The sequence below is a fragment of the Lutibacter sp. A80 genome, from assembly GCF_022429645.1.
Taxonomy (GTDB): Bacteria; Bacteroidota; Bacteroidia; order Flavobacteriales; family Flavobacteriaceae; genus Lutibacter.
The window spans coordinates 1,800,803-1,823,080 of sequence record NZ_CP092480.1 but is presented as its reverse complement, the minus strand read 5'-3'; the positions used below and the strand labels follow the sequence as shown (position 1 = coordinate 1,823,080).

21 protein-coding genes and 1 tRNA gene are annotated in these 22,278 nt (G+C 29.7%); 5 read left to right on the top strand and 17 right to left on the bottom strand.

The window, feature by feature from the left end; genetic code table 11:
• The first annotated feature begins 9 nt into the window (after positions 1-9).
• On the top strand, positions 10-738 hold the full coding sequence (locus MHL31_RS07790; RefSeq protein WP_240228630.1) for an RNA methyltransferase: 729 nt from the start codon (positions 10-12) through the stop codon (positions 736-738).
• Here the strand turns inward: MHL31_RS07790 and MHL31_RS07785 are convergent.
• The 5 genes from MHL31_RS07785 to MHL31_RS07765 all read right to left on the bottom strand — a co-directional run bounded on the left by MHL31_RS07785 (position 735) and on the right by MHL31_RS07765 (position 5,825).
• Positions 735-1,430, bottom strand: coding sequence for a porin family protein (locus tag MHL31_RS07785; protein WP_240228629.1), 696 nt, complete (start codon positions 1,428-1,430; stop codon positions 735-737). The two genes, MHL31_RS07790 and MHL31_RS07785, sit on opposite strands and share 4 nt — an antisense overlap.
• A gap of 3 nt (positions 1,431-1,433) precedes the next feature.
• The gene (ubiE, locus tag MHL31_RS07780; RefSeq protein WP_240228628.1) at positions 1,434-2,162 is read right to left on the bottom strand and encodes a bifunctional demethylmenaquinone methyltransferase/2-methoxy-6-polyprenyl-1,4-benzoquinol methylase UbiE; all 729 of its coding nucleotides are present in this window, start codon (positions 2,160-2,162) and stop codon (positions 1,434-1,436) included.
• Positions 2,163-2,165: 3 nt separating this feature from the next.
• Positions 2,166-3,065, bottom strand: a complete 900-nt coding sequence (locus tag MHL31_RS07775) for a NifU family protein (RefSeq protein ID WP_240228627.1) — start codon at positions 3,063-3,065, stop codon at positions 2,166-2,168.
• Between the two features lie 105 nt (positions 3,066-3,170).
• A complete protein-coding gene (locus MHL31_RS07770) occupies positions 3,171-4,574 on the bottom strand; it encodes an OmpP1/FadL family transporter (RefSeq protein WP_240228626.1) in 1,404 nt (467 codons plus the stop codon).
• A gap of 27 nt (positions 4,575-4,601) precedes the next feature.
• Positions 4,602-5,825, bottom strand: coding sequence for a hypothetical protein (locus MHL31_RS07765; RefSeq protein WP_240228625.1), 1,224 nt, complete (start codon positions 5,823-5,825; stop codon positions 4,602-4,604).
• 104 nt (positions 5,826-5,929) lie between these two features.
• On the opposite strand from MHL31_RS07765, the gene proS reads away from it, so the two are divergent.
• The 3 genes from proS to rpsT all read left to right on the top strand — a co-directional run bounded on the left by proS (position 5,930) and on the right by rpsT (position 7,845).
• The gene (proS, locus tag MHL31_RS07760) at positions 5,930-7,408 is read left to right on the top strand and encodes a proline--tRNA ligase (RefSeq protein WP_240228623.1); all 1,479 of its coding nucleotides are present in this window, start codon (positions 5,930-5,932) and stop codon (positions 7,406-7,408) included.
• 88 nt (positions 7,409-7,496) lie between these two features.
• Positions 7,497-7,568, top strand: a tRNA-Glu gene (locus tag MHL31_RS07755).
• A gap of 25 nt (positions 7,569-7,593) precedes the next feature.
• The gene (gene rpsT, locus MHL31_RS07750) at positions 7,594-7,845 is read left to right on the top strand and encodes a 30S ribosomal protein S20 (RefSeq protein WP_240228622.1); all 252 of its coding nucleotides are present in this window, start codon (positions 7,594-7,596) and stop codon (positions 7,843-7,845) included.
• Positions 7,846-7,957: 112 nt separating this feature from the next.
• Here the strand turns inward: rpsT and rodA are convergent, their stop codons facing one another.
• The 7 genes from rodA to MHL31_RS07715 all read right to left on the bottom strand — a co-directional run bounded on the left by rodA (position 7,958) and on the right by MHL31_RS07715 (position 15,639).
• A complete protein-coding gene (rodA, locus tag MHL31_RS07745) occupies positions 7,958-9,235 on the bottom strand; it encodes a rod shape-determining protein RodA (RefSeq protein WP_240228620.1) in 1,278 nt (425 codons plus the stop codon).
• On the bottom strand, positions 9,225-11,078 hold the full coding sequence (gene mrdA / locus MHL31_RS07740; RefSeq protein ID WP_240228618.1) for a penicillin-binding protein 2: 1,854 nt from the start codon (positions 11,076-11,078) through the stop codon (positions 9,225-9,227). The genes rodA and mrdA overlap by 11 nt, the downstream gene beginning before the upstream one ends.
• On the bottom strand, positions 11,079-11,585 hold the full coding sequence (gene mreD, locus MHL31_RS07735; protein ID WP_240228616.1) for a rod shape-determining protein MreD: 507 nt from the start codon (positions 11,583-11,585) through the stop codon (positions 11,079-11,081).
• Positions 11,578-12,408, bottom strand: a complete 831-nt coding sequence (mreC, locus tag MHL31_RS07730; protein WP_240228614.1) for a rod shape-determining protein MreC — start codon at positions 12,406-12,408, stop codon at positions 11,578-11,580. The genes mreD and mreC overlap by 8 nt, the downstream gene beginning before the upstream one ends.
• 21 nt (positions 12,409-12,429) lie before the next feature.
• The gene (locus tag MHL31_RS07725; RefSeq protein ID WP_240228612.1) at positions 12,430-13,458 is read right to left on the bottom strand and encodes a rod shape-determining protein; all 1,029 of its coding nucleotides are present in this window, start codon (positions 13,456-13,458) and stop codon (positions 12,430-12,432) included.
• A 53-nt stretch (positions 13,459-13,511) separates the two neighbouring features.
• Positions 13,512-15,038: a bifunctional phosphoribosylaminoimidazolecarboxamide formyltransferase/IMP cyclohydrolase gene (purH, locus tag MHL31_RS07720; RefSeq protein WP_240228610.1), complete on the bottom strand. Its 1,527-nt coding sequence runs from the start codon at positions 15,036-15,038 to the stop codon at positions 13,512-13,514.
• Positions 15,039-15,186: 148 nt separating this feature from the next.
• Positions 15,187-15,639, bottom strand: a complete 453-nt coding sequence (locus MHL31_RS07715) for a GAF domain-containing protein (protein WP_240228608.1) — start codon at positions 15,637-15,639, stop codon at positions 15,187-15,189.
• A 150-nt stretch (positions 15,640-15,789) separates the two neighbouring features.
• Here MHL31_RS07715 and MHL31_RS07710 point away from each other — a divergent pair, with 150 nt between their 5' ends.
• A complete protein-coding gene (locus MHL31_RS07710; RefSeq protein ID WP_240228606.1) occupies positions 15,790-16,035 on the top strand; it encodes a heavy metal-binding domain-containing protein in 246 nt (81 codons plus the stop codon).
• Positions 16,036-16,317: 282 nt separating this feature from the next.
• Here the strand turns inward: MHL31_RS07710 and lysS are convergent, their stop codons facing one another.
• The 5 genes from lysS to MHL31_RS07685 form a co-directional block, all read right to left on the bottom strand.
• Positions 16,318-18,018 (bottom strand): lysine--tRNA ligase, encoded by a 1,701-nt coding sequence (lysS, locus tag MHL31_RS07705; protein ID WP_240228604.1) that lies wholly within the window; start codon positions 18,016-18,018, stop codon positions 16,318-16,320.
• Between the two features lie 371 nt (positions 18,019-18,389).
• Entirely contained in the window at positions 18,390-19,526 is a 1,137-nt protein-coding gene (locus tag MHL31_RS07700) for a BPL-N domain-containing protein (RefSeq protein WP_240228602.1), read from the bottom strand.
• Positions 19,527-19,536: 10 nt separating this feature from the next.
• Positions 19,537-20,781: a hypothetical protein gene (locus tag MHL31_RS07695; protein ID WP_240228601.1), complete on the bottom strand. Its 1,245-nt coding sequence runs from the start codon at positions 20,779-20,781 to the stop codon at positions 19,537-19,539.
• A 305-nt stretch (positions 20,782-21,086) separates the two neighbouring features.
• Entirely contained in the window at positions 21,087-21,689 is a 603-nt protein-coding gene (locus tag MHL31_RS07690; protein ID WP_240228599.1) for a thiamine diphosphokinase, read from the bottom strand.
• Positions 21,690-21,799: 110 nt separating this feature from the next.
• Positions 21,800-22,189: a MotA/TolQ/ExbB proton channel family protein gene (locus MHL31_RS07685; protein WP_240228597.1), complete on the bottom strand. Its 390-nt coding sequence runs from the start codon at positions 22,187-22,189 to the stop codon at positions 21,800-21,802.
• Positions 22,190-22,278 lie beyond the last annotated feature (89 nt).

The following is a 22,278-nucleotide window of genomic DNA, read 5'->3' as shown; positions in this document are numbered from 1 at the left end:
TAAAAATAAATGAGTTTAAGTAAAAATCAACTAAAGTTAATAACGAGCTTACGTAAAAAAAAGTACAGAGTAACAACAAATTTATTTATTGCTGAAGGTATTAAGGTGGTAAATGAATTTTTGGGTTCAAAATTTGAGTTAGAACACTTGTTTTGTGTTGATGATACGGATTTTACAAACCACGAAAATGTAACAGTAATTTCTGAATCTGATTTAAAAAAAGCAAGTAGTTTGGCAACGCCAAATAATGTAATTGCCATTTTTAAAATACCAGTTTCTAATTTTATTGAAAAAGAAGGCTTGGTTTTAGCTTTAGATGCAATTAACGATCCTGGAAATTTAGGAACAATAATTAGATTATGCGATTGGTTTGGTATAGATCAGCTTATATGTTCTAAAGATACTGTAGATTGTTACAATGCTAAAGTTGTACAAGCTTCAATGGGGTCTTTAACCAGAGTTGGAGTTTTTTACACAGATTTAAAAGATTATTTAAGTAATACTAATAAAGCTAAATATGCTACGTTAATGAATGGTGAAAATGTATATAAAACTACATTACCTAAAGATGCTGTTTTAGTAATGGGGAATGAAGCAAATGGAATTAGTACTCCTATTTTAAAATTATTAGATAATGCTATTTCTATTCCAAGATTTGGAAGTTTACAACAAACCGAAAGTTTAAATGTAGCAACTGCTACGGCAATTTTATTAAGTGAATTTAAGAGAGAGAATTAGTGAAAAGCTAATTTTAAAAATACTCCTCGAGTTCCAAAATAATCTACATTTCCAGTCCACGGACTCTCAGAGTCTATATCTCTAACAAGTTCATCATTTATGGCAAAAACACCTCTAATTGACGGAGAAAATATAAAATAAGGAAGATAAAAATCTACGCCAACACCAATTTCATATGTAAAATTATGTTTTTTCATTCGAAATTCATTATCCTTATTGTCAAAAGGATTGTCTTCGTTGCTAGAAAAATTATAGTCGTACGAAATTCCTCCAATTAAATACGGGCGGATATTATACAGTCTGTCTGTACTCAATTTTAAAAGTAATGGAACTCTTAGATAAGTAGCATTTACTTCTCTAATACTATCTTGTGGCGTTATTAAAGTTTCATTTCTAAAATGTAATGTTTTGGTATTACTAGAAAGTCCAGGTTCTAATCTAAGGTTAATGTTTTTATGTAGTCTTAAATCTCCAATTAATCCTACATTAAACCCTAAAGAAGGTTTAGAAGTAATAAACGTATCTTCATTTAGATATGAGATCTTGAAATCTTTTTGATTCAAACCTAAGTAAAATCCCCAAAATATGGTTTGTTTATCCCAATTTTGTTTATAAAGAACTTTATCTCTTTTTTGAGCAAATAAAGATGTAATACCAAAAATAAAAATAAATATCAGCGCCGTTTTTTTCATAAACTATTTCTTTGCTATATAAATTGAAGCCACTCCAAATGTTTGTGGTTTGTTTTCAATATCTATAAACCCAATTTTATCTAAAATATTGTTGAAAGCTTTTCCGTAAGGAAAAGCAGCTGCAGAATCAGATAAGTATTTGTATGCTGTTTTATCTTTTGAAAATAGTTTTCCTATAAGAGGTAATATGTATTTTGCGTATATTTTATAGCCTTGTTTGTAAGGTGTTTTGGTTGGAATAGAGGTTTCTAAAACAACAAAAGTTCCGTTTGGTTTTAAAACACGGTAAATTTCAGATAGACCTTTTTCTAAATTCTCAAAATTACGAACTCCAAAAGCAACGGTAATTGCATCAAAATAATCGGTTTCAAAAGGAATATTTTCAGAGTCTCCAAAAACCATTTCAATTTGATTGTTTAGCTCTAATTTTTCAATTTTTTTACGCCCAACATTTAACATGCCTTCAGAAATATCTAAACCAATTATTTTAGAAGCACTTGTTTCGGCTAAATTAATTGCTAAATCACCAGTTCCAGTTGCTATATCTAATATTTTATCTGGATTAGTAGCTCCAATTATTTTAACAACTTTTTCACGCCATTTAATATCGATTCCAAAAGAAATAACTCGGTTTAAACCATCATATTCATTAGAAATGGTGTCAAACATTTGAGCAACTTGTTCCTTTTTACCTAAGTCGGAATCTTTGTAAGGATTAATTTTATTTGCCATTGGTTATTGATTTATAGCTACAACTTGTTCTATTTGTCCAGGAATTAACTGTTTTAACATATTTTCAATACCATTTTTTAAAGTAATTGTAGAAGAAGGGCAACCACTGCAAGCGCCTTGTAAAATAACATTTACAGTTTTAGTGTTTTCTTCGTACGATTGAAATAAAATATTACCTCCATCGGCAGCAACGGCAGGTTTAATATGTTCATCTAAAATTGCAATAATTTGTTTAGAAACGTCGTCTAAGTCTTCTAGTTGAACACTTTCATTTTGTTTATTTGTTGTCGGTTGTTTGCTTTCGTTTACAATAGTTTTACCATTTGCAACAAATTCTTTTATAAAACTTCTAATTTCATTTGTTATTTCACTCCATTCAACAACATCAAACTTTGTAATTGAAACATAATTTTCTGAAATAAATATTTCTTTTACAAATGGAAAGTTATATAGTTCTGTTGCTAAAGGTGAATTTTTAGCTTCTTCAATATTTTTGTATTCTAAGTCAGACGCTACAAGTTTTTTATTTGCAACAAATTTTAAAACACTTGGGTTTGGTGTTACTTCAGAATATATTTCAACAGGAACTTTTTTTGTAGTAGCTGTTTCTTCCAAAACAAGTACTCCGCCAGGACTATTTAAATAATTTTCTATTTGTTCTTTAACTTCTTCTTGAACATCGGCCCAATCTACAATTGAAAAACGCTCTAATGCTATAAAATTTGCTGAAATTAAAACACGTTTAATAAATGGTAAATGAAATAATTGTTGTGCTAAAGGAGAGTTTTTAGCTTCGTCTATATTGTTAAATTGATAACTACCACTAATTAAAATTGTATTTGCTGTAAATTTAAGTATAGTATCGTTTGTAGTTTTTTCAATTTTTAAGGTAACTGTATCCATTTTTTTAAGTATTTGTGCAAAAGTACTAAAACAATTTTAGGTAATTGCGTAAAATTAAAAAACGCCTCTTTTTACAGAGACGTTTATTGTTATATGTAATTAAATTTAAATATTTAATACTAAGGTTATTGTGAGCTTAGAAGTGTCGATATTTAGATTGAAATTTTCTATTTCATCTATTGTAGAAGCATTATAATTTGGATCACCTATTAAGTTGTCTGTAACATTAGAATAATTAGAATATCCAAAATAAGGACTGTAATAAGAATTGTCTTTTTGATAAGAGATATCAATTTTTCCACCTTTAAAAGCATAACCAGCACCTAAAGAGAACCCTTCTTTGTTTTCTGAATCTAAGGCGTTTTTATAAGGACTTGGTTCAAAATGGTACCCACCTCTTACAGAAAATCTGTCAAAACGCCATTCTGTACCCATTCTTAATTCTCCTGTAGCTTCTAAACTTTGATTAAAGATTTTATTTTCTTCAATAAAATCAAAATTATTTTCAGATTCTAATTTTATATTGCTATAATTTTTATAAATATAATCAACACTTATTAAGCCTTGTTTGTTAAAAACATAGGCAAAACTACCGGTTAATTTACTAGGTGTTTTTAATTGATAATCAAAAGCGTTAAATCCAGAATAATAAGATTCATCAATATTATCATTCATATAGGTAATTAAATCATACGATAAATAATCTTCAGAAAGGTTGTACCAAACAGGAGATTGGTAAGCTAAACCTAATCTTAAGTTGTCAGTAGCTTTAGCTATTACACCAAAATTAAAAGAGAACCCTTCTCCATAAGTGTGGAGTTCTTGTAATAATGAGGCATCTAAAAGATTTCCGCTACCATCATTATTGTATTCTTCTAATAAGTTTTTTTGCGAATTATTAATGTCGTAGGTGCTAAATGAAGCCCCTAAATATAATTTGTTCTTTAATTCTGATGCAAACGTAAATGTATATTTATTATTTTCACCATTGCTAAAATTTTCAAAATATTGACCTTCAGAATTAAAATAAACAACATCAGGGTCAAAAATATCTGTTAGTGGAGCATATCCGCTAGTTCCTTTAGCAAACCATTGTGTTTCAAAATCGTTTACAGTGCTGTAATTAAACCCAATAGCTACTTTTTTCCAATCAGAGTTTTTCGAGTAACTATTAAATACAAATACACCACCAGCTTGTGATAAATTTGTAATGTCATTTTCTGAAAATTCATTATTTCCATAAAAATTAACATCGGTTTTAGTGTTGTTAAAATTTAAAGAGGTTGCAAATTCACTATTTATAAAAACTGCAGCACCAGCTGGGTTGGTTTCAATAGCAGACAAATCGCCTCCCAACGCACCAAAAGCACCACTCATTGCATTATATCTAGCTGTTCCATTTATGGTTTCTTTTGAAAATAACACACCAATATCATTATACCCTAAAGTTTGAGCATTTGAAATGTAGGCAATACTGAAAAGCATTGTTGCTAAAAATAATTTTTTCATAATATTATAAATAATTTTTTTTAAAATTTAATTTCTTCTGGAAGAACTTCTAGATGAGGTTGAAGAAGATCTTGACGAAGAAGATGATGATGATCTAGAATAAGTACTATTATTTGAGCTAGAAGAACTAGATGATCTATTGTAATTTGTATTGCTGGAAGAGTTAGTTCTTGTTGGTGTATAGCTCTTAGTAGATCTAGTTGTGCTAGTTGTTCTAGTAGATTTAGTAGTACCTTTACTATAGTCTGAAACAGTGCCTTTTATAGATTTAGGGGTGTAATTAATAACGCTATTTCTAGTTGTATTAGTTGAATATCTACTTGTAGAAGGAGTGTATGAAGAACTTCTTTTAGTTGTAGAAGACTGTCTTGTTGGACTAATAACACTTCTTGTAGTTGTAGAAGATTTTCTTGTTGGACTAATAACACTTCTTGTTGAAGTACTTCTTTGAGTAGTACTTGAATTAGCATTACTATTTCTACTTGCAGAGTTTGTTCTGTTAGTAGTGCTTGTTGTTTTTCTAATTGTACTGTTTGTGTTTCTCGATGTATTAGCCGTGGTTCGTTTACTTAAAGTACTATTAGATGAGTTTGTATTTCTATAAACTGAATTGCTAGAACTTCTTTTCCCGTAAGAATTATATTTTTTATAGTTATTGTTTATATATCTGTTGTTGTATGAATAGTAGTTATTGTATCTATTATATCTAAAAGGATAATAATAGTATCCACCATAATATGGATAACTATAATAGCCATAAGAGTAATAGTTTGCATAATAATCATTATATAACCAAGGATTGTAATTTCTCCACGGACTGTAGTAATTATGATAATAAGGATAGTAGCTATAAGAATAGTTGTAATAAAACGGATTATGCCAATAGTAACCAGCACTTCCATAACCAGCGTCAACATTAATTGTTATATTGTCTGTGTTTTCCCATGGTTCGTAATAATTAGAAGCATCTTCTTCATAAGTTTCATCATCATAGTAATACTCATCAATATCTGTAAAAACATCTTCTTCACCAATGTCCTGAATTTCTTCTAATTGATATGTAAAATAATTTTTATCAAATTCAGACTTTTCAACTACTACAACAGCTTCATCTTGTTGATTGTACGGACCATAAATTCCATCATTATTGTAAACACTTTGATAAGTACCACAAGAATATAAACTAGCAAACAACACAAAAGAAAGTGCTATTCGAAAGCTTTTTTCGGTTAAGATATTTGAAACTGTCATAATCATTCGGTTTTTTTATTGTTAACTATTCAAAAAAAACTAATTTTGTCGAAATTAGCATTTTCTATTTAAAAAGATGCAATATTTATGCCAAACTTTTGATTATGAGTAAGAATTTAACAAAGAGAGAAGTAGATTATTCTAAATGGTACAACGAGCTAGTAGTGAAAGCTGATTTAGCTGAAAATTCGGCAGTTAGAGGTTGTATGGTAATTAAACCTTATGGCTATGCTATATGGGAAAAAATGCAAGCTGAGTTGGATAAAATGTTTAAGGAAACAGGACATGAAAATGCTTATTTTCCATTATTTGTTCCAAAAAGTTTGTTTGAGGCAGAAGAAAAAAACGCTGAAGGCTTTGCAAAAGAATGTGCCATTGTAACACATTATAGACTGCAAAACGATCCTGAAAAACCTGGAAAACTTCGTGTTGATCCTGCTGCAAAATTAGAAGAAGAACTAGTTGTACGACCAACTTCTGAAGCTATTATATGGAATACATATAAAGGTTGGATTCAGTCTTACAGAGATTTACCGTTATTAGTTAATCAATGGGCAAATGTTGTTCGTTGGGAAATGAGAACGCGGTTGTTTTTAAGAACGGCAGAGTTTTTATGGCAAGAAGGGCATACGGCTCATGCAACTAAAAAAGAAGCATTGTCAGAAGCGATGCAAATGCAAAAAGTATATGCAGATTTTGCAGAGAATTTTATGGCAATGCCTGTAATACAAGGTTCAAAATCTGAAAGTGAACGTTTTGCTGGTGCAGATGAAACGTATACCATTGAAGCTTTAATGCAAGACGGAAAAGCATTACAAGCTGGGACTTCTCATTTTTTAGGGCAAAATTTTGCGAAAGCATTTGACGTAAAATATACTTCGAAAGAAGGTAAACAAGAGTACGTTTGGGCTACTTCTTGGGGTGTTTCAACACGTTTAATAGGAGGTTTGATAATGACGCATTCAGATGATTTAGGTTTGGTTTTACCTCCTAAATTAGCGCCAATACAAGTTGTAATTGTTCCAATTTACAAAGGAGATGATCAATTAGACGCTATTTCGGCTAAAGTTGATGTGTTTGTTAAAGAATTAAGAAAAAAAGGTATCTCAGTTAAATTCGACACTAGAGATACTTATAGACCAGGAGCAAAATTTGCGGAGTATGAATTAAAAGGGGTTCCTGTAAGAATTGCAATTGGAAAAAGAGATTTAGAAAATAATACTGTAGAAGTTGCTCGAAGAGATACTTTAGAGAAACAAACGGTAGCACAAGATACTTTAGTTTCGTTTGTTTCAAATTTATTAGAAGAGATTCAAGATAATTTGTTTAATAAAGCGGTTTCTTATAGAGAAGCACATACAACAGAGGTTGATACTTTTGAAGAGTTTAAAGAAGCTATAGAAACCAAAGGAGGATTTATATCTGCACACTGGGATGGAACAACAGAAACAGAGGATAAGATTAAAGAATTAACTAAAGCAACAATTAGATGTATTCCTTTAAAAAATAAATTAGAGGCTGGAGCCTGCGTATTTACTGGGAAAAAGTCAGTTCAAAGAGTTTTATTTGCAAAAGCTTATTAATTTTTTTGAAAAAAGTTTTGTAAAGTTAAAAATAGTTGTATTTTTGCATCCGCAATGACGAAATAATGTCATTAAGCAAAAACAAAATGGTCCGTTCGTCTAGGGGTTAGGACGCCAGGTTTTCATCCTGGTAACAGGGGTTCGATTCCCCTACGGACTACAAAATTTAATAAAAAGATTTTATAATGGCAAATCATAAGTCAGCTTTAAAAAGAATTAGAAGTAATCGCGCTAAGCAATTAAGAAACAAATATCAGCATAAAACAACTCGTAATGCTGTTAGAAACTTACGTGCTGTAACTGAGAAAAAGGAGGCTGAAGAGTTATTACCTAAGGTAGTTGCAATGGTAGATAAATTAGCTAAGAAAAACATTATTCATAAGAATAAAGCTAGTAATTTAAAATCTAAATTATCTAAGCAAGTAGCTTCTTTATAATTCTTTGATTAAAACTTATAAAAAAAGCATCCTAATTTTTAGGATGCTTTTTTTATGTTTTTTGTTTTGTTGAAAATTATCTTTTAGATATTTCTTTATTTATCAATGGTTTTTACCACTCGTAAGATCTGTTAGCATCTAATCTTATAAAAAGAAAGAGCAGTACAGTAAAGCCCCAAAGCGCAGATCCTCCGTAGCTGAAAAAGGGTAGTGGAATTCCAATTGTAGGAAGAATTCCTAATACCATACCAATATTAATAGTAAAGTGAGTGAAAAATATGGAGGCAATGCTATAACCATATACTCTACTAAATTTTGATTTTTGCCGTTCGGCAACTTGTAGTATTCTTAATAAAAATAGTACAAATACTATTATAACAGTTGTTGTACCTACAAATCCCCATTCTTCTCCAACAATTGTAAAAATATAATCGGTTTGTTTCTCTGGTACAAAATTTCCTTGTGTACGTTCACCTTCTAAAAATCCCCTTCCGGTTAAACCGCCAGACGCTATTGTTGTAACAGATTGATTTGTATTGTAACCTATATTTTTAGTATCTGTTGTTTTACCTAATAGGATATTAAACCTATCTCGGTGACGTTGTTCAAAAACGTGGTTAAATACAAGGTCTACACTAAAAATAAAAAAAGCACTTATAAAATACACTCCTAAAAGTTTAATCCATCCTCTTTTAAAAGCTTTTTTTCTGTATTTGATAAAATAGATAAGAATTATTACAAATAATAATAGCGACCCAAGTAATGTATCTATAAAGCCCAAATATAAAGTAATTACAAAGAGTACTAAGGTTAAAAAACCGACAGTGATATAATAAAAAGGTAGTCCTTCTCTATAAAGTACAAAAATAAATGCTGTGTATACTAATGCGGAACCTGGATCAGGTTGTAATGTAATTAGTATAGCGGGAAAAAATAAAATTAGAAATGCTTGAAATTGAGTATTGAATTTTTTTAGATTGAATTGCTTATCACTCACTAATTTTGCTATTGCTAGTGCAGTTGCGGCCTTAACAAATTCAGAAGGTTGAAGGCTGAATCCGCCAAAATCGTACCAAGATGTAGCTCCATTAATGTTTTTTCCAAGAATAAAAAGCCCAAGTAAAGAAGCTAGACTAATTAAATATATTATTGATGCGTATTTTTCGTAAAATTTGGCATCAAAAAGTAAAATTAAAAGAATAATAGGGAAACTTAAACCTATCCAAATTAATTGTTTTCCATATTCAGTTGAAAAATTTATTAAATCATATTGATCATTAGTAATTGTAGCTGAATATATGTTTATCCAACCAAAAAAAATTAATACAAAATATAGGAGTACTAATACCCAATCAATTCCAAAAAATATGTTTGTTTTTCTACTTCTCAATTTCTTTAGTTTCTAATTGTAGTTGTTTGTTGTATTCTTCTTCTAAACTACCATTATACATTCTTTCTTCCAGATAAGGTCTACTTGTTTCTCCTTTTAAATATTTTTCTATCATTAAGCTAGCTATAGGACCTGCCCATCTAGAACCCCAGTATCCATTTTCAACAAAAACGGCAATGGCAATTTTAGGGTTGTCTTTAGGTGCAAATGCTATAAATATTGAATGGTCTTGACCGTGTGGGTTTTGAGCAGTTCCTGTTTTTCCACAAATTTCTATTCCTTCAACTCTAGAGCTTCTAGCTGTTCCATGTGCGTTTTCAAATACATTAAAAAGACCTTCAATTACTGGTTCAAAATGTTCTTTATTAATGGTGGTATTAATTGGAGTTGTAAATTTTGAATCTATTTTTTTATCTTTTATTTTTTTTACAATATGTGGTATATAATAAAAGCCTCTATTTGCTACTGCTGCAGTCATATTTGCTAGTTGGATAGGAGTTGTTAAAATTTCACCTTGTCCAATTGCATTTGATATATTATATGTCGCTGTCCATCTATTATTTGGATACCATTTATCGTAGAAGCTACCGTCAGGTACCAAACCTTTTTGTCCAACAGATAAGTCGTTGTTTAAATAGTTTCCCAATCCAAAACTTTTTATATGTCTACTCCAAGCATCCATTCCTTCTGAAGATGTTGGATATTTTTCAATTACTTTTTTATAGGCAAGCGAAAAATAGCTATTACAAGAACGGTAAATGGCTTTGTTTAAAGCTAAAGGACTTCCAAATGTATTACAGTGGCAGGCCATTGTTCTATTTCCATAATGAAACGTATTATTAACGCACCTAATAGTTGATGTAGGTGTAATAACACCTTCTTGTAGAGCAGCTAAGGCAGTAAGTATTTTAAATGGAGATCCTGGAGGATATTCTCCTTGAAGTCCTCGGTCTAGTAGTGGGTTGCTTATGGTATCTAGATATAGTTTTGTAAAGTTTTTAGAGCGCTCTCTTCCAACCATTAGATTTGGGTTGTAAGTAGGAGTGGAGACCAATGCTAGAATTTCTCCAGATGAAGGTTCAATTGCTACAATTCCTCCACGTTTATTAGCCATTAAGGCTTCTCCGTATTGTTGTAATTTACTACTAAGTGTTAAAGTAAGATCATTTCCAGGAACAGGAAGTGTATCATACATTCCATTTTTATACGAACCGATTTCTTTGTTAAATCGGTCTCTTTGTATATATTTTACACCTTTAGTACCTCTTAGCACTTCTTCGTAGGTAGATTCTACTCCTGCTGTTCCAATTAATTCTCCAAGTTGATAGTAAGGATTCTTTTTTATCATCCTTTCATTTACTTCACTAATATAACCTAATACATTTGGTGCTGAATTTATTGGATACTCTCTAAGAGATCTTTTTATAATATAAAATCCTTTAAACTTATACATTTTTTCTTGTAGAAAGGCGTAATCATTTTTAGAGACTTGTGCTAAAAATGTTGATGGAATTCTTGTAGAATAGTGTTTAGCTCTTTCGAGTTTTTTTATAAAATCTTCTTTTGTTATTTTTAATAAAGAGCAGAAATCTAAAGTGTCTAATGGTTTTACTTCACGAGGAATAACCATAATATCATAAGAAAGTTGATTGGCTACTAATAAAGTTCCATTTCTATCGTAGATATAACCTCTTTCAGGATAGTCATAGGTTACTTTTACGGCAGAGCTGTTTAAGGCAGGAATAGTATAGGAATTATTTAATACTTGTAAATAAAATAATCTACCAATAAACACAAGTGCTATAAATATAATTAAAAAGGATAATAAGCCAGACCGTTTCATTTACTTCTTTTTTGTAAATAATATAATACCTAAAATACTTATAATTATTGTAAAAATACTTGTTAAAATTGTGTTAGAAATAATTGCTAAATATGAGTTGAAGTTAAAATAGCTTAAACTAAAAACAATAAAATGGTGTATAAAGGTTAAAATACTTATAAACAGTAAAGATTTGCTAAAAGAAATTGTTCTAATATTAAATAATAAATAATCAAAATCTGTTTTTTTAAGTACAATTTTTAGAATAGGGAGTCTTATAAAAGCTATAAATAACGTGGCAGCGGCATTTATTCCTCCAGAATCTGAAAAAAAATCAATACTTAAACCTAATAAAAAGCTTAGTATTAAAAATAAAGTTTTACTTTTTCTAATAGGAAATAAAAATATCCAAACTATATATACCATAGGGTTTAGATACCCAAGTAGGTTTATATGATTTAAAACTAGAACTTGGAGGAGTATAAGTATTAAAAAACGTACTAAATTATTTAAGACAAGATTATTCATTTAATGTATTACTTTCTAAATTTAGCTGTTCAATTCTTTCTAGGTTTTTAATAATTTGAACGTATCCTATTGCGCTCATATCATTAAATAATAAAATATTTATATTTTTATATTGATTGTTTTCAAATTCAAAATTTCTAACAGTTCCTATTTTTATTCCTTCTGGGAAAATAGCAGATTTACCACCAGTTATAATTGTATCACCAATTTTAATTTGTGCTTGTCTAGGAATATCGATAAGTTGTAAAATGTTATAATCTTTTCCATTCCAAATTAATGTACCAAAATGATCACTATTTTTTAAGCGAACATTAATCATTGATTTTGTGTTTAGAATAGATAATACTGTAGTGTAGTTATTAGAGGTGCTTTTTGTTACACCAATAATTCCTTTACTATTTATTACACCTAAATCTGAAGTAACACCTTGGTTTGTACCCTTATTTAAAGTTAATGTATTGTTTCTATTAGTGTAATTATTATTTATAATTTTACCGAAAGAATATTCGAATTTTTGACCATACTTGGAAGAATCATTTAATTTAAAATTATCCTTATTTAAGTCCAGATCACTTTTACTCAATAAATTTTTTAATAAAGTATTTTCTTCTATTAATTGTTGATTTTCAGTTTTTAAGTGAAAAAAATCATTTACAGAATTTAGAGTGTTATATACGCCTCCAGTTATAAAATTTGCGGAATTAATAAATTTACTTTTATGAAAAGAATGGTGTTGAAATATAAAAATAAAGGCTACAGTTTCTAAAAGTATAAATAGCAGAAAGTATCTAAATTTTCTAATAAAGTAAATTAATTGCTGCATATTATAACCAAGAATGTTGTATTATTTCATTAATACATTTTTGTATTTTTCTAAATCTTTTAAAGCACTTCCAGTACCTCTAACAACAGCTCTTAAAGGATCTTCAGCAACATAAACAGGTAAATCTGTTTTTCTAGATAAACGTTTATCTAATCCACGTAACATAGAACCACCACCTGCTAAGTAAATACCAGTATTGTAAATGTCAGCAGCTAATTCTGGAGGTGTTTTAGAAAGCGTTTCCATTACTGCATCTTCTATTCTAAGAATAGATTTATCTAGTGCTTTAGAGATTTCTCTAAAAGATACTTGTACTTGTTTAGGTTTTCCACTAAGCAAGTCTCTTCCTTGTACTAACATATCTTCAGGAGGAGTTTCTAAATCTTCTGTAGCCGCTCCAATTTGAATTTTAATTTTTTCAGAAGTGCGTTCACCAACATATAAATTATGTTGCGTTCTCATATAATATGCAATATCTGAAGTGAAAACATCTCCAGCAACTTTTACAGATTTATCGCAAACAATACCACCTAAAGCAATTACTGCAATTTCAGTTGTTCCTCCTCCTATATCAATAATCATATTACCTTTTGGTTGCATAATATCAATACCAATACCAATGGCAGCGGCCATTGGTTCATGTATTAGGTAAATTTCTTTAGCATTCATATGCTCAGAAGAATCAATTACAGCTCTTTTTTCAACTTCGGTTATACCAGAAGGAATACAAATTACCATTCGTAAAGAAGGTGTGAAAAAACGTTTTTTTATGCTTGGTATACTTTTGATAAATTCTTTTATCATTTGCTCCGAAGCTTCAAAATCTGCAATTACACCATCTTTTAAGGGCCTAATTGTTTTTATATTTTCGTGAGTTTTTCCCTGCATTAAACTGGCTTTTTTACCAGTTGCTATAATTTTACCAGTGCTTCTATCTCTCGCTACAATTGAAGGAGCATCAACAACCACTTTGCCATCGTGTATAATTAGGGTATTTGCTGTACCTAAATCAATGGCAATGTCTTCGGTCATAAAATCGAAAAAACCCATATATTTTTATTATTTTAAAATTTTAATTTTTGAATTTCACAAAGTTAAACAAATTAGTGTTTAAAATGGCGAGTTCCTGTAAATATCATAGACATTTTATTGTTGTTACAATAATCTATAGATAATTGATCTTTTATAGAGCCTCCTGGTTGAATAACAGCATTAACACCTGCTTTTTTAGCAATTTCAACACAATCTGGAAATGGGAAAAAAGCATCACTTGCCATTACTGCATCTGTTAAGTCAAAATTAAAGTGTTTAGCTTTTGCAATTGCTTGTTCTAATGCATCAACTCTACTTGTTTGTCCCGTTCCACTAGCATATAGTTGCTTGTTTTTTACCAAAACAATAGTATTAGATTTAGTATGTTTACAAATTTTTGAAGCAAAAAATAAATCTTCTAACTCATTATCAGATGGAGCAGTAACAGTTTCGGTGGTCATAACGTTTGCATTATCTGTTTTGTTGTCTTTCTCTTGAAATAAAACACCGTTTAATGCAGTTCTGTATTGGTGGTTAGGTAATTCAATATCTTTTTGAATTAAAATAATTCTATTTTTTTTACCTTTTAAAAGTTCTAAAGCTTCTACAGAGTAGCTTGGAGCTATTACAACTTCACAGAACAATTTATGTATTTCAGCTGCCGTATCAGCATCAATTTCTTTGTTTGAAATTAAAACGCCTCCAAAAGCAGAAGTTGGATCACCTGCTAGAGCATCTACATATGCTTGTTTTAATGTTGCTCTTTGAGCTAAACCACAGGCATTATTATGCTTTAAGATTGCAAAAGTTGGAGCATCATTTTTAAATTCATTCATCAAATTTACTGCGGCATCAACATCTAATAAATTATTATATGAAAGTTCTTTACCATGTAATTTTTCAAAAAGTTCTTCTAAGTTTCCAAAAAAGTAACCTTTTTGATGTGGGTTTTCACCATATCTTAAAGCTGAAGCATCGTTAAAACTTTCTCTAAAAGCCAATTCATTTTTGTTTAAATATTTAAAAATGGCACTGTCGTAATGACTAGAAACGGCAAATGATTTTGCTGCAAAGTTTTTGCGTTGTTCTAATGTAGTTGCGCCATTTCCTTCAGTTATTATTTCTAAAAACTCGTCGTATTGACTCATAGATGAAACACAAATTACATCTTTAAAGTTTTTTGCAGCAGCTCTAATTAAAGAAATACCTCCAATATCAATTTTTTCAATAATATCTTGTTCAGGAGCTCCACTAGCTACTGTTTTTTCAAAAGGATATAAATCAACAATTACAATATCTAATTCTGGAATTTTATATTCCTTTAATTGAGATATATCACTTTCATTATCTCTTCTTGATAAAATTCCACCAAAAACTTTAGGGTGTAATGTTTTAACGCGACCTCCTAAAATTGAAGGGTATGAAGTTAAATCTTCTACAGGAATTACATCAATTCCTAAATCTTTTATAAAACTTTCAGTTCCGCCAGTAGAGTAAATGGTTACGCCTAAGCTATTTAATTTTTTAACAATTGGTTCTAATCCATCTTTGTGGAATACAGATATTAATGCAGAAGCTGCTTTTTTAGTTGTGGTCATAAGTAGTTTTGTTGCTGTGGCGCAAAGCTAATAATTATCAATAGTTTACGCAATATAAATTTCATTGAATTTTAACGGTTTTTAAATTAATTTTTTAGCATTAAAAACGGTGTCAATTTTTTTAAAAAATAATGGTTTTATTAAGATATTATAAAGTACTTGCTACTTTTTCACAAATAAATTCGAGTAGTTTTTCATCGTCTTTTGTAAAAGGATTTACTGTATGTGAGTCAATATCAATTTGTCCAATATTTTCATTGTTTACAAAAATTGGAATTACAATTTCACTTTTTACTTTCCAACCACAAGAAATATAATTGTCTTGACTAGCAACATCTTGAACTACAAAGTTTTCATTACTAACAGCAACTTGTCCACAAATACCTTTTCCAAATGGAATTATAGTATGTTCTGTTGGTTCACCTGCAAATTGTGCTAATTTTAATTCGTTTTTATCTCCATTTTTAAAATAAAATCCAACCCAATCGTAATAGTTGATTTCTTGTTTTAAGAGATCGCAAATACTTTGCAGCATAAGCTCTTGACTTGATGAAGTGTCTATTATTGTTGAAATTGATTTTTTTAATTCAGTAGTATTCATAGTTAATTAAAATTTTAAGCAAAAGTAAAATTCTTTTAATGTAAAATTGATTTAGAATAGTAAATTTTTTTTAATACAAGATAAAAAATTGTAATTCATAATTTTTAGTACTTTAGGCAAATAATTAATTATTACTAAATAACTAAAAAGATGAAAAGATCAATATTAATTTTAGTTGCAATTTTTTCTTTCTCAGTACTATTTACAGCTTGTAAAGAAACTAAAAAAGAAAATGTTGAAACAGAATTTCACGAAAATCAAGATTATTCAAGTGAAAAAGAGGCTAATAATAGTGTTTACCAATGTCCAATGGATTGTGAAGATGGAAAAACGTATGATGCTAAAGGTACTTGTCCAGTATGTAAAATGGATTTAAAGATGGCTGCTAAGGAGTAAGATTAGATTGTAAATACGAAAAGGAAAATGTATTTACTATACGGAAATGGCTAAATAGGCATAATGTGTAAGTCTGGTTCTTGTGGGTGAGAAGCTTAATTTAGGTTTATAAATTTTAAAAGGCTGTTTGAAAAGTGAAATTTTCGTCAACCTGAACTGATTCAGGTTCTCATTGTGATTGAATATCGTTATGATGAGATTCTGAAATAAATTCAGAATGACGGGTTTCAATACTTTCAAACAGCCTTTTTTTATATCTTTTTTATAAAGTTTTTTAAAACCTTATACTAATTCTACAAATAAGCCTTCATCAGTATTATTAACTTTGGCTAAATTATATTTTGTTAAACTTTTAATGGTTTTATCCCATTTTTTGTTGCTTAATTTACTTTGAGATTTTAATTCTGGTAAAGCTATTTTTTCTGCTTTAGTAAGAATTTCAAAAACAGATTTTTCATCATCATTTAATTCTATAGAAGGTGCTTTTTTCTCTGGTTTCATTTGAGGGAAGAAAAGTACTTCTTGTATAGATGCGTTGTTGGTCATAAACATAACCAAACGGTCAATACCAATACCAATACCAGAGGTTGGAGGCATACCATATTCTAAAGCTCTAATAAAATCTTGATCTATAAACATAGCTTCATCATCACCTTTTTCAGATAATTTTAATTGTTCTTCAAAACGTTCTTTTTGATCAATTGGGTCGTTTAACTCAGAGTAAGCATTAGCCAATTCTTTTCCGTTAACCATTAATTCGAAACGTTCTGTTAAAGCTGGGTTTGATCGGTGTTCTTTTGTTAGTGGACTCATTTCTTTTGGATAATCCGTTATAAATGTTGGTTGAATATAAAGGTGTTCACATTTTTCACCAAATAGTTCGTCAATCATTTTACCAATACCCATTGTTTCATCAACTTCAATTCCAACCTTTCTACAAACATCTCTTAGTTCATCTTCGTTCATTCCGGCTACATCGTAACCTGTATGGATTTTAATAGCTTCTAAAATAGGGACTCTTGGGTATGGAGCTTTAAAGTTTACTTTATTTTCTCCAATCTGCACTTCACTAGTTCCATTTGTGTCAATTGCAATTTTTTCAAGAAGTTCCTCTGTCATATTCATCATCCAGTTGTAATCTTTGTACGCAACATAAAGTTCCATTACAGTAAACTCTGGATTGTGAGTTCTGTCCATTCCTTCGTTTCTAAAGTCTTTTGCAAATTCGTAAACAGCATCAAAACCACCAACAATTAATCGTTTTAGGTATAATTCGTTTGCAATACGCAAATATAAAGGCATATCTAATGCGTTATGATGTGTCATAAAAGGTCTAGCAGCAGCACCACCCGGAATTGGTTGTAATACAGGTGTTTCAACTTCTAAATAACCTCTTTTGTTGAAAAAATCACGCATAGAGTTTGTGATTTTTGTACGTTTAATAAATGTTTCTTTAACGTGGTCGTTTACAATTAAATCTACGTAACGTTGGCGATAACGTTGTTCTGCATCAGAAAACGCATCGTGTACTTTTCCATCTGCATCAGTTTTTACTACAGGTAGTGGACGTAAACTTTTAGAAAGTACAGTTAGTTCTTTAACGTTAACGGAAACTTCACCAACTTTAGTTTTAAAAACATCTCCTCTAATTCCTATTATGTCTCCCATATCCAATAATTTTTTGAATACAGTATTGTACATAGTTGGGTTTTCTTCAGAAGAAATTTCGTCTCTGTTTACGTAAATTTGCATTCTTCCACTAGCATCTTTTAATTCTGCAAAAGAAGCTTTACCCATTATTCTTCGGCTCATCATTCTACCGGCTAAAACAACTTCTTTACCTTCAAAAGAGCTAAAGTTAGAAGTAATTTCCTTTATGTTAGCAGTGGTTTTAAATGCTGCTGCTGGATATGGATTGATACCTAATTCACGTAGTTTTTGTAAAGATTCTCTTCTAACTATTTCAAGTGGTGATAATTGCATGATGCTATATTTAGTATTTATTTTTTATTTTCGGTGTGCAAAGATACAATCAATTCAGAAATAACAGTAATTTAGAAAGAAAAAGAATATTGAATTTAAAATCAATTTAAAATTTTATATATTTGCATATCACATTTTATGTGATAGTTGTGTTGTAATGACGTTTTACGTCATAGGTTTCAAAAACCGATGGAAAGCTTCCCGAGAACCGGGACGCTTTTTTTATGCTTTATAATTAAATAGAATTTAGGCGTATAGCAAAAGGTTAATATACTGAAACAAATCTTTGAATATTTACCTAGTAATACACAGAATTTTAAATAGGATTAAACTATAAATAATTTTATACTGAGTGTTATTTATTATTTCTCTTATTTATTGTTTAAAAAATTAATGGATTCTTGAAGAGTTATTTTAGTTAGCGAATCGTTTTCAACTTTTAAAGCCGTTTCTATATCTGGTACAGCGTAAGTATATTCTGTTTCTTTTAAAGTTTTAGCAGCCATTCTTCTGGTTTTAGCATGCACGCTTCTTAAAAGTCCTATATTCCACCTAACTGCTGGTCTAGAACGCAACTCATGTAATTTAGTTATTGCTTTAATTTGCTCTTGTGAATTCTCACTAAATAAAAGCCAATAATTATCTTTTTCTTCTTTTTTTAGAGCCTTATCAAAAATAATTGGTTTGTTGTTTATTTGAGGTCTAACCCATTTTTTGTTGTAATTTACCAATTCACTTCCGCATACCCAACGTGCCATTCTAGGAACCATCCACCGCATTCCTGGGGTAGATTCTGGATGACCTGCTATTAAAAACACTTTTCCTTTTCCTGAATTTTGTCTAAGCATAAATGTTTTGCCTGGCGTTATGCCTTCTGGGGCAAAATTATCAGGATGAATATCTGTTACATATTTCCCCATTTCTTCAAACTGTACTGCTGCTGAATCATTTTTCACCAATACAGGTCCATCATAATATTGAGTAAAAATTCGTTGATTTTCTAATTCAGGAAAAACTTTTAAGCCTGTTTTAGTCAATTCAAATTCAATAAGTCCGCGTCCTCTATTGTAATGTGCTCTATCAATATGAATTGAACTTGCTAATTTTAAATTAGGATATCCTTGTGTTGATGAAAGTAAGTAAGCGCCTGCGCAAATACCAATTATACCTTTACCTTGATTTACAACAAAATCTGTTACAATTTCTTGCCCTTTTTCACCAAGGTTTAATAATTGTTTACTTCCACTTCCTCCTGGAAATATTAAAGCATCAAATTCACTTAATTTTCCTTCTTGTATTTCAGAAGCACTTAAAGGTAGTGCAACAATTCCTGTATCAATTTTTAAAGCTTCAATGGTTTCAATTACAGAAACTTCTCCTGCTCCATTTCCATTAAAAACAGCAATTTTTAATTTTTCGGTCGTATTTACAGATTCATTTTGGTTATTTTGCTTGGTATTACAAGCAAAAAGAGAAAACAAAGCGATTATAAAAATATAAATTCTCATACTATTCTTTTTAGTTTAAATCAATATCAAATTCTTCATCAAACATATTTACCACTAATTGATTAAGTAGGTTATAATGTGCTTTTAAATCTGATTTTTTCATTCCATTAACTCTCCATACATCTAATTTTTGATTTGTTATTTTAAAGATTTCATTCTCAAATGGATGGATTTTTTGATAAATACCTGTATTATCTTTATTTATTAAAGCGTTGATATTTACATAGTATTTTGCAGCCCATTTTCCCCATCTAATAGCAAAGAATTTTTTCTTTAATTCTAATGCTGCATAACAAACTGGAGCATCGTTAAACTTATCGTTGCGTTTTAATACATCTGGAAAATCATTTTCTCCTTTAACCCAAGTAGGTAATGCAATTGATGTTAATGGAAATCCAACAATAGACCATAACGTTGTAAAAGCTGGGTCTTCACCTTTTTTTACACCTTGAACAACACAGGCAGAAGCTGTACTTCTTCGTGGAATAAAATCGTGAAAAAATGAATAAGTAGGTGTATTTTCTGGAATATCAGCATAATCTCTGTACAAATCATCTTTAGTTAAAGAATGTTTTAAACTACGTGTTACATCTTGAAGTATAAATTGTACATCAAAAGTATTTGTTGCCATAGCATTGTAAAAAAGTTCATTTGCGGTATTACTTCTAAGGTAACCGCTACTTTCTTCACCAAAACTTCCCATAAAAGAATAATTTGATCTAATAATATATCCAAAAGGAGCTACTTTAGGATCGTTTGCGTCGAATTTTACATATCCTTTATTATTTACTTCGTACATAGCAGCTCCGCCTTGTGCGTCAATAACACCAAAATTTCCTTCTAGTCTTGTAGGGATAGGTAAATTGTCTAAATATTTTTCAAAGTCTTCAATTGTGGCACATGAGGCTAATCCTTCTTTAATAATTCTACCTTCTAAGCCACTAAGTTTTGTGTTATCACCTATATTTAAATTATAAGAGGCGGAGTTCATAATAGCAAAACCTGTACTATTTTGACCGATCCAAACGCTTTTTCCTTGAGTGTCTTTAGAATTAACCAAGCCTACATAATTGTATTTTCCATCATTAAAATATACAATTTGGTTGTTAATTGCGGGTGTGTCTCTATTTTTCCATAATAATGGGCGTCCATCTTTAGTATATTTTCCTGAAATTACAGCAACAGTACAGGCATTTACATGGTAAGTAATTGAAAAAAAGGCTAACGTTAATACAGCTATTTTTAAATATTTCATAAATAATTCTTTTTTGGTGATGAATAAATTTAACTAAATTAAGTCTAATATAATTGTTCGTTAATTTTATTCTTAAAGTTAATATAGATTGGTATGTCTTTGAAATAAACCTGTAATTACAAAGAGATATCTATAGTAAAGAGAAGTAATTTGTATTTTGTACTATAAGTAATTTGCTAAAAATTAAGTTTTGGAAATATTTTTAGCTTTAGGAGTAGATTTGCTTGTAGGGTGTTGTTATTTAATAAAATTTTAATAATTATTATTAAAAAAATATTATTAAACTAATAATGTTAAATAGATACTTAATTATTGCTAATATAAACTAGTAATTCACCTTTTTCAAAAGCAATAAAAACACTGTCTTCAATGGCTTTATTGCGTGTTCCAATACGTTCGCCAAAAGTTAAAGATTCGTTTTTTAAAGGATACATAAGTCCTTTAGTTTCTATGCCAGATGCAGTTGGAAAAGGAATTAGTGAAATGTTTTTTCCAATAACGTTGGTTAATAAGATACTATTTTCAATAAAAAAATATTTTCCAAAATTATCGAAAAAAGAAATTGATAAGCCTATTTTCCATTGTAGTGCGGTACTTATATTACCTAAAAAATGATCGTGTTCTTTACCGCTACCTCCGTAAACATCAATATGCGTAAACTCACGATGTTTAAGAATTTGCAAGGCTTTTTCAAAATCGGTAAATTCTTGATTTGGTGTTTTTATAACCTCAATAGAAGTAGGAATGCTTTCAATAGAATCAAAATCTCCTGTAACTAAATCAGGCGTTATATTGTTGGATTCAAAGTAATTATATGCACCATCTATAGCGCAAATTATGTCGTATTCAGTAAGTTCTGGTAACGCTAAAGGTTGTGAACCGTTTAGTAATATAAATGCTTTTTTCATTTTCATAGAATACAAAAATAATGAAAAAAAACATTGTATTCATTAGAAGCGTTATAAATAATAAAATCGTTGGAAATTTGATAAATCAATACCAACGATTTTAATATTATTTATCTTTTTAATAATGTTAAAATAATAATTCCAATTCTAGCAATTAAGAACACAACCATTCCAAATAAAGGAGAAAGTATCGCTATTTTAAGACCTCCAGCTAAAATTGCTGGTGATATGTCTCCTGCAGCTTCAATAGCATCAAAAGCTCCAATAAGTCCTAACATTTGACCTAAAAATCCCCATACTAACACAAATAAACTAATTGAACTAACTAAAGTAACTGTTTTATCACGTGTTGTTGGTTTTAAAAAAGCTCTTATTAATAGTGCAATAATTATTATTAATATACTAAGAGTAGTGTACATAAATAGTGGTCCACCTTCATTTAATCTTGCAAAAAAAGGATTTCCATTTAAAGGGATTATACTTTGAGGAATAAATAACATAATATGGTTTTTTAAAATTATAAATCAAAAGTAAATACTTACAGGCATTATTATTTTTTAATGCGATATTTAACCAGGAAATTACGATA

Excerpts from the sequence above, each read along its gene's own strand:
- MHL31_RS07790 (WP_240228630.1), top strand. The coding sequence starts at position 10 with ATGAGTTTAAGTAAAAATCAACTAAAGTTAATAACGAGCTTACGTAAA.
- MHL31_RS07785 (WP_240228629.1), bottom strand. The coding sequence starts at position 1,430 with ATGAAAAAAACGGCGCTGATATTTATTTTTATTTTTGGTATTACATCT.
- ubiE (WP_240228628.1), bottom strand. The coding sequence starts at position 2,162 with ATGGCAAATAAAATTAATCCTTACAAAGATTCCGACTTAGGTAAAAAG.
- MHL31_RS07775 (WP_240228627.1), bottom strand. The coding sequence starts at position 3,065 with ATGGATACAGTTACCTTAAAAATTGAAAAAACTACAAACGATACTATA.
- MHL31_RS07770 (WP_240228626.1), bottom strand. The coding sequence starts at position 4,574 with ATGAAAAAATTATTTTTAGCAACAATGCTTTTCAGTATTGCCTACATT.
- MHL31_RS07765 (WP_240228625.1), bottom strand. The coding sequence starts at position 5,825 with ATGACAGTTTCAAATATCTTAACCGAAAAAAGCTTTCGAATAGCACTT.
- proS (WP_240228623.1), top strand. The coding sequence starts at position 5,930 with ATGAGTAAGAATTTAACAAAGAGAGAAGTAGATTATTCTAAATGGTAC.
- rpsT (WP_240228622.1), top strand. The coding sequence starts at position 7,594 with ATGGCAAATCATAAGTCAGCTTTAAAAAGAATTAGAAGTAATCGCGCT.
- mrdA (WP_240228618.1), bottom strand. The coding sequence starts at position 11,078 with ATGAAACGGTCTGGCTTATTATCCTTTTTAATTATATTTATAGCACTT.
- mreD (WP_240228616.1), bottom strand. The coding sequence starts at position 11,585 with ATGAATAATCTTGTCTTAAATAATTTAGTACGTTTTTTAATACTTATA.
- mreC (WP_240228614.1), bottom strand. The coding sequence starts at position 12,408 with ATGCAGCAATTAATTTACTTTATTAGAAAATTTAGATACTTTCTGCTA.
- MHL31_RS07725 (WP_240228612.1), bottom strand. The coding sequence starts at position 13,458 with ATGGGTTTTTTCGATTTTATGACCGAAGACATTGCCATTGATTTAGGT.
- purH (WP_240228610.1), bottom strand. The coding sequence starts at position 15,038 with ATGACCACAACTAAAAAAGCAGCTTCTGCATTAATATCTGTATTCCAC.
- MHL31_RS07715 (WP_240228608.1), bottom strand. The coding sequence starts at position 15,639 with ATGAATACTACTGAATTAAAAAAATCAATTTCAACAATAATAGACACT.
- MHL31_RS07710 (WP_240228606.1), top strand. The coding sequence starts at position 15,790 with ATGAAAAGATCAATATTAATTTTAGTTGCAATTTTTTCTTTCTCAGTA.
- lysS (WP_240228604.1), bottom strand. The coding sequence starts at position 18,018 with ATGCAATTATCACCACTTGAAATAGTTAGAAGAGAATCTTTACAAAAA.
- MHL31_RS07700 (WP_240228602.1), bottom strand. The coding sequence starts at position 19,526 with ATGAGAATTTATATTTTTATAATCGCTTTGTTTTCTCTTTTTGCTTGT.
- MHL31_RS07695 (WP_240228601.1), bottom strand. The coding sequence starts at position 20,781 with ATGAAATATTTAAAAATAGCTGTATTAACGTTAGCCTTTTTTTCAATT.
- MHL31_RS07690 (WP_240228599.1), bottom strand. The coding sequence starts at position 21,689 with ATGAAAAAAGCATTTATATTACTAAACGGTTCACAACCTTTAGCGTTA.
- MHL31_RS07685 (WP_240228597.1), bottom strand. The coding sequence starts at position 22,189 with ATGTTATTTATTCCTCAAAGTATAATCCCTTTAAATGGAAATCCTTTT.